The sequence below is a fragment of the Streptomyces sp. NPDC002573 genome (genome assembly GCF_042889625.1).
GTDB classification, from domain to species: Bacteria; Actinomycetota; Actinomycetes; order Streptomycetales; family Streptomycetaceae; genus Streptomyces; species Streptomyces gibsoniae.
In genome coordinates this window covers 1-10,239 of record NZ_JBIARC010000144.1, presented here as the reverse complement: position 1 = coordinate 10,239, position 10,239 = coordinate 1, and the positions used below count along the sequence as shown (strand labels likewise).

The following is a 10,239-nucleotide window of genomic DNA, read 5'->3' as shown; positions in this document are numbered from 1 at the left end:
AGCCTGCTGATACCTCTTCATCAACGAGCAGGAACGAGGGCAGTCACTGCTCGTTCATTACGTAGATGAGATGTGGCTGAGCCCCGTGGATAACTGAAGCCCGGGGCATCCTCGGCAGATAGAGGTGAACAAGCCGGTGGCCGGGCGGGAACCTCTCCGCGCGGTCACCGGGCCATGCCGGCCGAGGAACCGACCCGCACCGTGGGAAGTCCAACCCCTGTGAAGAGCCCCCTCGGCGCCGCCCTCGCTGTCCTGGCTCTGGCCACCTTCTCGGCGGCTGGATGCGGGGACGCTCACGGAACCGGATCGCCGACCGCGTCCGACTCCGGGATCACGGGGCGCACCATGGTCGACGGCGGCTGCCCGGTGGTCCGTGAGGGGAGCCCCGGTCCCGACCGTCCTCTGAGCGCCCGGCTGACCGTCACCAGCGGCGATCCAGAACGGAAGATCGCTCAAACCACCAGCGATGCCGACGGCCACTTCAGTGTCTCGCTGCCGCCGGGCACCTACACCATCCGCCCGGCCAACCTCACCGGCGCCGTCGCCCCGATCGCCCAACCTGTGTCCGTCACCGTCACGAGTGGGCGGTTCACCGCGATCGACGTCCCCTTCGACTCGGGCATCCGCTGAGCCCCTTGCCATCTCCCGGGGCGCGATGGGAACCGAACTGCTGCCGAGGACGTCGCAGGGACGTCGGTGACACAAGGGAGTGGCCATGATGACGCACGACAGCAGGGGTGGCCGAGGATCCTGGCCCTCGCTCGCGGCCGCCCTTGTCGCCCTGTCCTGTCTTCTGACCGCCTGCGGGGGCAGCAGCGGTGGCTCGGAGGCGGACTCTGCATCGCCGCCTCCTTCCGCGAGTCCACCCACCGCTTCCCCGTCGGAAGGCGGTCCGAGCACTCCGCGAACCCCCAGCTCGCCCCCCGCTACAAGGTCGGCAACGTCACCGTCGGCGCCATCGACACCAACCCCGTCCCCTCACAGGACGGCCTCTGCCTCCCCGGGATGCGTCGCGGGCTCCGCCACCGTCGTCCACGACTCCGGCGACGCCTCCGTCCATAGCCTCTGCGTGCGATCCGGTACGACGGTGACCGTCGTCCTGAAGCCACGCACCCATGGCCCCTGGCCACAGCCGCGCAGCAGCAACCCGATGCTGGCACTGGTGACCTCCTCCGCCACCGACAGCAAGGGCGTCACCCAGGTCACGGCGCGTGCTGCGCGCATTGGCGTGGTGAGCGTGACCTGGGGGCCCGAGAACGCGCCACTCTTCACTCTTCGGCTGAGTGTGGCCGCGTACCCGGTGCAGTGAACCCGAACGCCGGACGGCCGGTGTGCCCCCGGAAGCAGGGTTCACACCGGCCGTCGTCGTATGACCGGCCTACGGTCGCTGATCAGTCCTTACGGCCTTTGAGGCGCCGTACGTCGAGAGACCAGATGCCGCGGCCGTGCGTGGCGGCGTACAGCTTGCCGTCCGGGCCGAGGCGCAGCTGCATCACGGCCGTGGTGGGCAGGTTGTGGCCCAGGACCAGCCACTTGGCGGCGCCGGCGGGCCGGTAGAAGGTGGCCAGGTCGGTGCCGAGGGCGAGGCCGCCGTTCGGCAGCAGCTTGACCGTGTCGGCGGGGACGTCGGGCAGGTTGGCGGAGATGTCTGTCCAGCTCGCGCCGCCGTCCTTGGACTCGAAGACGTGGCCTACGCCGGCGCCCGGGCCCTCGGTGAACCGGCGGGAGAAGCCGTTGATCGCCACGTAGACGTGCTGGGCGTCGGCCGGGTCGATCTCGAAGCCGGAGATGTAGCGGTTCGGGATGGTGCCGTCGACCGGCAGGTTCAGCTGATGCCAGCCGGTGCCGTCGGCGTTGCCGACCGCGATACCCCGGGCGAAGCCCTGGTTGTTGCAGGGGCCGCACCAGCCGACGTAGACCGTGCCGCCGGAAGACGCCACGGCCGTGGCCACATGCCCCTCGCCGAGGTCGTAGGCGTTCGTCCACTCCTTGCCGGAGCGGATCGCGTAGCCCTTGGTGTTCACCCACACGTGCCGGCCACCGGCGATCCAGGTGTTGGTGTCCTTGGCGTCGGCGCTGATCGGTGCGATGAAGCGGGCGCCGTTGCCGCCCTGGTCCTTGTCCGGCGGGGCGACCTCGTACTCGGTGGCCTTCGACGGGTCAGTCGCCCAGGCACCGTTGTTCACGCCGCAGTTCTGAGTGACCCACATGTCCAGGTAGACATACTCCTCGGCGATGTTGCAGCCGTTGGTTGGGTCGGTGATGGTGTCGCCGCCGTCGCCGCCGAAGTTGGAGCCCATGATCTTGTCGTGGCCACGCAGGATCGACTGGCCATTGTCCTGGAGCCCGCCGGTCACCGAGACGCCGCCGTAGGTCGGGTCTTTGCCGACGCCCACGGAGTAGTACTGCAGGGCGTCGAGGGTGCCGTCGTTGAGAGGCTGCCAGTCCTTGGCGTGGCCACCGGAGTCGACCGCGCCGTTCAGCGGGCGGCGGTAGATGCCGCCGTCGTTGCCGACGTACGCCCAGCTCTTGCCCTTGTAGCTGCCGATCGCGACCGCATGCTGGTCGGAGTGGGTGGTCGGCGAGCAGTCACCGGTCTGCTTCGAGGGGTCGATGCTCCAGCAGGGGAAGGGGAAGTTCCAGTACGGACCCGGTGTGATCCAGCTCTGACCGCCGTTCTTGGTCTCGAAGACCTCTTCCAGGCCGAGGTAGACGTGGTCGGCGTTGGCCGGGTCGACCTGGAGGAACTGGTTGTACCAGGCTTGGATGCCGGGCATGTAGCCCGCACCTTGGAGGGCGGATCCGGACGCCTTCAGCTTGGTGTAGTCCGCGATCTGCGTCCACGGGCCGAACGGCGAGCCGTTCTTGGAGACGTAGACACCCTTGAGCCCGCTGTCCGGGTTGGCGGCCATCTGGGCCGGCGACTGGTCGATGGCGTACAGCCGCGAGCCGTCGGCCGCCGCGGCGAACGTCATGTTCCCGACGTCGTCACTGCTGGTGGGCAGGTCACCGAGCCCGCCGGCCGGCTTCCAGCTGCCGTCGGCCTGCTGGGCGTACAGCCCGTTGTAGGTGTCACCGCCTCGCCATCCGACCGCGAGCAGGACCTTGGAGGGGTCCTTCGGGTCGACGGCGATGTCGTTGGCGATGTTCTTGTACGGCGCGCTCGGGTCGTCCGCCTTCGAACCACCCGGCAGGTAGTCGGGGTTGGGGGCGAACTCTTGCTTCCACGGCCCGGACAGGGTGGTCGTGGAGTGCGACCAGACGCCGGTGCTGGTCGCCGCCCAGACCTTGGTGCCGGCGAAGCGGAGGGCGTGGATGACGGTGGACTCCAGTTCAGCGCCACCCACGCGGTCGCCGGGCTGGAACTGCCCGTGGCGCGGGTCCTTCAGGATGTACACGCCCGTACCCACGAAGGAGGTCGCCCCGGTGTTGGACTCGCCCGTGGCGTACCAGAGCCGGTTCTGGCCGTCGAGGCTCAGGGTGCCGGTCGACAGGGAGGGCAGTTTGTCGGCGATCGGCTTCCAGTGGCCGCCGCCGGTCGTTGAGCGGAAGACGCCGCCGTTGGCGCCGCCCGCGTACACATAGCCCTGGTCGTCGGCGGCGATGCCGGTGATCCGTCCGGTGACGTCGCCCGCACCGCCACTGGAATTGGAGTTCACATCGCGGTAGCGGGAGTCGTCGGAGTTGTACGCCTTCTTGGTTACGTGGTCCCAGCTGCCGGCCGTGTGCCGCATTGACTGCAACTGCTGCCATGCGGCCCCGTAGGCGCCCGGCGCGACCACACCGGGTGCGGTGCGCGCCTCGGTGAACTGGGCCGTGGCCTCCGCGGAGTTCTCCGCCTCGTCGGCCCCGTCGTCATCGCCCTCCGCTGCGAACGCGGACATGCCATGACCCGCGTGCACCGCCTTGATGTGCTGCCGGCCCATGGCGGCCTGGTGGCGCGCCTGCCAGGGCCGGGGTCTTGTGTCGTTCGACGCCGCGAACGACTGGGTGCTCACCAGTCCGAACGCGGCCGCTACGCCGGCGCAGGCCATGAGCCGTCGCTGATGCCGTTGGGGCAACATGCCCTCTCCTCCCTGCGACGGGCATATGGGGGTGTCCCGACGCAGAGAGGATCTTGGCGTGACCACAACAGTCACACAAAGCACTCACGGGAAAAATGGTGGGGAGTTTACGATTGCCACCCGCCTGAACGCGAACTCCCCTCTATTCAGCCCTATTCGACGCTTCGGTCGATGATGTCCTCCATAGGTGCTGCACGGTTGGAAGCACGCCTGCGAGCACGAGCGCGGCGATACCGGAGACCAGCAGCGGAAGATGGCCGTCAGGGCCCCAGGCGAGCCCGGCCCAGAGGCCGGCGAGCAGGATCGCAGCGCCGGTAGCACCCTGGTACAGGCCCTGAGCGGTTCCCTGCTGGTGGTCCGGAACAAGGGTGGAGACCCACGCTTTGCCGACACCGTCGGTGCAAGCGGCGAATCCGCCGTACAGCGGCAGGACGACGAAGACCAACCAGGGCGCACGGATGAGGCCGAGGCCGAGGTAGCCGACGGCGAAGAAGACCAGGCCCGCCGCGAACACGAGCGGACGTGGCAGCCGGTCGGACAAGGCCCCGGCGGGGTAGGACAGGGCGGCGTAAGCAAGGTTGTAGACCGCGTACGCGCCGACGACCCCGGCCGTGGACAGGCCCAGCGCGTGGGCGCGCAGGAGGAGCAGGGCGTCGGGGAAGTTCATCAGGTTGAAGGCGAACAGCACCGCCAGGACACGCCAGTACGGACTGGGCAGGGACCGCCACCGAGCGTGTACGGCCTTGGCCGAAGCGCGGCCTGTCCGGCCCGGGTCGCGGACGACGGCGACCAGGGCGACCGAGGCGACAGCCGGGATCACCGCGACCCAGAACAACGGCCGCAGACGGTGCTCGAGGCCCTCGTACAGCGCGAGACCCACCAGCGGGCCGACCACGGCGCCTGCGGTGTCGGCCGCCCGATGCAGCCCGAACACCTTGCCGCGCTGCCCGTTCGGGACGCCGTCGACGAGGAGGGCGTCACGCGGCGCGCCCCGCACGCCCTTGCCGAGCCGGTCGACCACCCGAGCCAGCAGTACCAGTGGCCACATGGTGGCGACGGCGATGAGCAGCTTGCCGACTGCGGCCAGCCCGTATCCGGCGCCGATGAGCGGTCGGCGGGCGATTCGGTCGGCCAGTCTTCCGGCGGCGACCTTGGTGACCGACGCGCCGCCTTCGGCGAGACCCTCGATCGCGCCGACCACGGCGGGTGGGGCGCCGAGAACGGTGGTGATGAAGATCGGCAGGATCGGATAGAGGAGCTCACTGGCGGCGTCCTGAAGGAAGGACACCCCGCACAGCACTTTCACGTTGTGGGTCAGCCACGCCGGGCGCCCTGCCGATGAAGGAGTCGCCTCTGTAGGCCCGGTCACGGGTGCAAGACCTCCAGGAACCGGCCAAGCGCCGAGGTGGCGTCGGCGAGGGCGAGTGCCGTCACGGTGACGAGGGACGTGGCAAGCATGGCGGCGCTGCGGCGGCTTTCGGGACGAGCGCCCTGCAGGGCGCGGACCCGGGCGGTGACCTGGCGGCGCAGGTAGCCCAGCACTGTGGCGGGGCCTCGGCCGGTGCCGGCGAGGGCGGCTCGGGTGAGAGAGCGGGCCGCGAGAGTTCGGCTGGCCACCGCGTGGGCGGCGTCCTCGTCAGCCCAGCGTTCCAGTGTGAAGCCGAGTTCGTCGCGCAGACGCCTCAGGACCGGGTTGAGCGCGCAGGCCATCTCACCCAGGGCGTTGTAGTGGTGGTGACGGTGAGCCAGGTGGGCATGCTCGTGCGCCAGCAGAACCGCCCGTTCGTCGGCGGGCAGCGCGCGCAGCATGCCGGAGGTGACCACGATCCGCCCGGGTCGACCGGGCAGCGCGTAGGCGTCCGGCTGGTCGTCGGCCAGCACGATCAGATTGTCGGCCGCCGGCAGACCCCGCAGGCCAGCCAGTGCCCGCATCTCACGGCGCCGCCGCCGCACAGTGCGCGTGAGCCGGAGGAGGCCACACGAGAGCAGAGCGGCGGCCAGTACCCCGAGCGTGCGCGGCACCGGATCGGTGGCGGCGAGCGCGGCTGGGTCGGGACGGGTGTAGGCGACGACCTCACCGATGCGGCCCAGGCCACCGGCCGCCAGGACCAGCAGGCCCCAGACCGTGGACACCGCCGCCACCGCCGTGACGGCCGCCAGCATGCGGGCCGCGGCAGCCGGTGCGAGCTGCCGGGCCAGCCGAGGGCCGGCGGCAGCCAGCACGGCGGGCGCCAGGAGCAGGAGGTAGACGGTCAGGTACACGGACGTCGTCGCCTTTCCCGACCCGTTCAGTCCGTGGAGTCGAGCAGGGCGCGCAGGGCGGCCTGCTCGTCGACGTCCAGGGTGTCCACAAAATGCTGGAGCACCTCGGCGCGGTGGCCGGTGCGGCGCAGGGCTGCGTTCATCTCCTGGGCGGCCAGCTCCGCAGCTGCTCGGCTCGGCGTGTAGGCGTGCGCACGGCCGACGGACTCGCGGTCCACCAGACCCTTGGTGTGAAGCCGGCCGAGTACGGTCAGCACGGTCTTGTAAGCCAGACCGTCGCTGAGCTGCTGGTGGACCTCGGCGGCGGTCAGCGCCCCGGCCGGACGCCGGGTGCCCGCCTCGGCCCCATCGCGTGGGCTCGGCATGGTCAGATCCCTTTCCTTCCCGTCCACCGCCGCCCGTCGCTACGGGGGCTGCGGCCTCCCTTGTCGCACATCCGTGGCGCAGGGGCCGGCACGTCAGGCGGGCGCGCCCTCAAGGTGCAACGAGGTGCCGGACGAGCTTGGTACCCAGGCCGACGGGAGCGCAGCAGCCAGTGCATGCTGCGCACGCCAGCCTGTGCAGTGGCCGGGAACGACTAGGCTCGGCGCGAATTGCGCCAGGGCAGTGATCGTCGGCGGGATGATCGGTTCGAATGCCGGCCCGCTCAGATGCAGTCCGCCGATGAGGGCATGGAGCCGGTCGACCTGGGTGAGCCGTAGGGCGTGTCGAACGATGTTGACCGCGCCGGCGTGGCCACAGCCGGTCAGCACCACCAGTCCGTGCCCCCGGAGGTTCACGACGAGGGCCTGATCATCGATGATTTTCGCGTCGTGTGCCCATCGCTCGCCCGTCCACGCCTCATGACTGGGCGGCATGCCCCGTTCGAACTCAGTCGTCCTGTCCACCTCACCAGTGATCAGTACGCTCTCATCGAGGAGCAGCGAGGGTACGCGCCGTTCCACCACGTCGAATCCCTCCTGGCGCAGAGCCTTCTTGCTGACGGTGGGAAACGGCTGGATCCCTGAACCCGGGAGCACCACGCGACGGCGAGTCCACACCTCGGGATGTACGAGCATCGGCATTGTTGAGGCGCGCCGGCGTCCCGCGAGCCCGGCCAGGCCTCCGGCGTGGTCGAAGTGGCCGTGACTGAGCACGACTGCTTGGAGATCGTCGAAGCGCACTCCGAGCCGGTCGGCGTTGACGACCATTCCTGTCGGCGAGAGCCCGGTGTCGAACAACAGCGAGCTGGTGTGTCCGAGCCGCTTGATCGTGACCAGTGCGGAGAAGCCGTGCTCGGCGACGAGGCCGACGAAGCTCTCGCCCTCCTCGAAGTGCGGCGCCGGCTCGGCACCGACGCTGAAGGGGGCACGGCGCGTGCGCTCATCGCCGCCCAGCAGAGCGTCGTAGACGTTGTCGACGAGAATCGTGATCTCGACCTCGTCGACCGGTTCAAGATGAATGGGGTCCACCGCGGGCCCGAAGGCGGGACGAGGCGTAGCACTGGCCGCTTCGGCGGCGGTACCTGGAGCAAGACACATGCGATTAGCTTTCCGCCGATTGTTCGGCTTCTTCATTGCCGACGAGCCGCCCACGACTATTGGCGCGGACATTACAGCTCTGGTCCGATCAGCCGGGTGTGCCGTGACGGCCGCGAGGGGGCATCGGCATCGTCACAACCACCACAGTGGCTCAGAGCGGAGGCGCACGCAGCCGGGACACAGGCCGGACGGACTGCGCACCAGGGCGGCCGACCGGGCCCCTGTCGGTGCTTTCGATGCCGCCCGGCCCACGGTGATGCTGCGCTGCTCATCGATGCGTACGGGAATCAGGGGCAGCTGCTCACACCGACAGGCGGCGCATCGCCTCTTGTTCGCGGCGCGAGGCAGAGGCGATTGCTCGCCCACGTCGGCAGCCGGGACCTACTACCCAAGGCCGTCTTGCAGCGTTCGACGAAGACTTCGACGGGACCCTGTGCTGCCGTGTTCGTCCTGCACAGTCGCATCGGATCTGCCCTCACGGGCGGAACCCGGCCGCCTCTATCGGGCGATGCCTTGGTGAGCCTCGCCGAGGTGGGCGAGGCCGGTGCCTATTCCTCCCCGGCCCTCGCGGTCGGGGCGACGACCTCGATCAGTCCGGTGCCGTTGCCCAGGATGTGCAGGCCCTCATGCGCGCCACGGGCGGCGAACGCGGTGTTCCGGCTGACCAGATCCTCTGTATTGATCATTTTGTTTCCTCAACGGCGCTATGGGGATCAAACACATAGGAGCATAGGCTCGTATATTATGAGGTGCAAGCCCCACGAAGGGGGAACCGGTCGGCCATCCCGCGGACAGTGGTGAGTAGGAAGATCCAGCCGACTCCGGCTGCGTCGGGGAATGGAAGAAGACCAGGCAAGGGCGGCTGAGGACCCGCTGGCACCTGGCGCTGCGCGAGATGGCGCGCACCAGCTCTCCGAAATCGCCGGATCCACCGCAGCATCGCGGGACATACTCACAGACGGCTCCCACCAGCCGTCCGCTGCTGCTGGGAGAAGCGGGAAGACCCGCGCAGCGCGGGTGGTCCGTCTGCGTGGGGTGGAGGACGGTAAAAACCGCACTGCCGAAGGGGCACCGCGCGCAACACCACCAGACGGCTGGACGAGCTGGAACATCACCGCGGCGCGCACCCTGACCACCGGGCACCCAGCATGCCTTGGCATCGGCTTCGCCCGTGAGCAGAGCCTGACCGGCGCCCTCTGGCTCGGTGGGGGGTGGCTGTGCGGGTCTCAGCCGGTGGCGTTTGCGGCTCACTTCGGGAGGCATGTATCGGTCTCGGGGCCGGCAAGTGTTGTTGAGAGGTGAAGTCACGCACCTGTGCGTGAGAACAGTTCTCGCGCTGCATTCTTTGGCGCAGAGGTGCCCACGTGTGTGCCTGGCCCTGAAGGTCCGGGCAGAGCGCCGTCGGACCGACCGGCCTATGCGTCCTCGGCGAACATGCGGTTCAGGAAGCGGTCAGGGTGGTTGACGAACGCGCGGGTCAAGGCGACAGGCTCGGCCTGTTCGTATTCCACCTGCTCGATGGTGCCGCCGGTCTCGATCTGCAGGATCCGTGCGCCGGGCATGGCCAGCAGGATCGGTGAATGCGTGGCCACCACGAACTGACACCCTTGCTGGAGAAGTTCCCGGATCCTCACCATCATCGCCAGGCATCCCTGAACCGACAGGGCTGCCTCTGGTTCGTCCAGTACGTACAGGCCGTTCGGGCCGAAACGGTGGTGCGCCAGGTCGAGGAACGACTGGCCGTGGGAGCGTTCGTGCAGGGACCGACCGCCGTAGGCGCCCAGAAGTTCCCCCGACCCTTCGTCGAGCCGCTCGATCTCGGTGGCCACGTTGTAGAAGCTCTCCGCACGCAGGAAGAATCCCGTGCGGGGTCTGCGGTTCCAGCACAACGTCAGGTGATCACCCAGATCGGACTCGGAAGCCCGGCTGGCGAACCGGAAGGACCGCGAACCGCCCTCGGCGTTGAAGCCGGCGGCCGTGGCCAGCGCCTCGATCAAGGTGGACTTGCCCGAGCCATTGTCGCCGACCACAAACGTCAGTGCAGGGTCGAGATCGAGCCTGTCCAGGCCGGCGAGGTGGGTGACCACCGGCAGACTGAAGGGATAGCGGTCCGTGTCCACGCACGAATCGAGCTGGACATGCCGGACAAAGCCCTGGCCGCGGCGGGTCATCGGCTGCCCCTCCTGGTCCGGTCCGGTGCAGCAGCGCCTGTCGAAGTCATGCCCTGACCATAGATCCAGGCACTGACATCGACAGGTGCAGGCAGGTTCCGGTGGAGGTGACTTTGCACGGACCGAAGACTCTGCTGCGCAATTCGCTGCGGGAAGTGGCGTGTTGACGAGATGATCGTTTCCGTGGTCGCTTTCCTGTCGTGCGACTGCAGGGGAGATGAT

At 68.9% G+C, this 10,239-nt stretch carries 9 protein-coding genes; 2 read left to right on the top strand and 7 right to left on the bottom strand.

Going from position 1 to position 10,239, the window contains the following annotated elements; genetic code table 11:
- Positions 1-219: 219 nt before the first annotated feature.
- Positions 220-630: a carboxypeptidase-like regulatory domain-containing protein gene (locus tag ACFYX0_RS45290; protein ID WP_388981009.1), complete on the top strand. Its 411-nt coding sequence runs from the start codon at positions 220-222 to the stop codon at positions 628-630.
- A 439-nt stretch (positions 631-1,069) separates the two neighbouring features.
- A complete protein-coding gene (locus ACFYX0_RS45285) occupies positions 1,070-1,309 on the top strand; it encodes a hypothetical protein (protein WP_388981006.1) in 240 nt (79 codons plus the stop codon).
- An 82-nt stretch (positions 1,310-1,391) separates the two neighbouring features.
- On the opposite strand, the gene ACFYX0_RS45280 is transcribed toward ACFYX0_RS45285, so the two are convergent.
- The 7 genes from ACFYX0_RS45280 to ACFYX0_RS45250 all read right to left on the bottom strand — a co-directional run bounded on the left by ACFYX0_RS45280 (position 1,392) and on the right by ACFYX0_RS45250 (position 10,017).
- Positions 1,392-4,064 (bottom strand): WD40/YVTN/BNR-like repeat-containing protein, encoded by a 2,673-nt coding sequence (locus ACFYX0_RS45280; RefSeq protein ID WP_388981004.1) that lies wholly within the window; start codon positions 4,062-4,064, stop codon positions 1,392-1,394.
- A gap of 142 nt (positions 4,065-4,206) precedes the next feature.
- The gene (locus ACFYX0_RS45275; RefSeq protein ID WP_388981001.1) at positions 4,207-5,352 is read right to left on the bottom strand and encodes an MFS transporter; all 1,146 of its coding nucleotides are present in this window, start codon (positions 5,350-5,352) and stop codon (positions 4,207-4,209) included.
- Positions 5,353-5,429: 77 nt separating this feature from the next.
- Positions 5,430-6,326 carry a M48 family metalloprotease gene (locus ACFYX0_RS45270; protein ID WP_388980999.1) on the bottom strand — a complete coding sequence of 299 codons (897 nt, stop codon included), beginning with the start codon at positions 6,324-6,326 and terminating at the stop codon, positions 5,430-5,432.
- Between the two features lie 26 nt (positions 6,327-6,352).
- Complete coding sequence (locus ACFYX0_RS45265) at positions 6,353-6,691, bottom strand: BlaI/MecI/CopY family transcriptional regulator (protein ID WP_388980996.1); 339 nt, start codon at positions 6,689-6,691, stop codon at positions 6,353-6,355.
- Positions 6,692-6,784: 93 nt separating this feature from the next.
- Complete coding sequence (locus tag ACFYX0_RS45260) at positions 6,785-7,882, bottom strand: MBL fold metallo-hydrolase (RefSeq protein ID WP_388980993.1); 1,098 nt, start codon at positions 7,880-7,882, stop codon at positions 6,785-6,787.
- 512 nt (positions 7,883-8,394) lie between these two features.
- Positions 8,395-8,532 carry a hypothetical protein gene (locus ACFYX0_RS45255; protein WP_355917433.1) on the bottom strand — a complete coding sequence of 46 codons (138 nt, stop codon included), beginning with the start codon at positions 8,530-8,532 and terminating at the stop codon, positions 8,395-8,397.
- A gap of 729 nt (positions 8,533-9,261) precedes the next feature.
- Entirely contained in the window at positions 9,262-10,017 is a 756-nt protein-coding gene (locus ACFYX0_RS45250; RefSeq protein WP_388980992.1) for an AAA family ATPase, read from the bottom strand.
- Positions 10,018-10,239 lie beyond the last annotated feature (222 nt).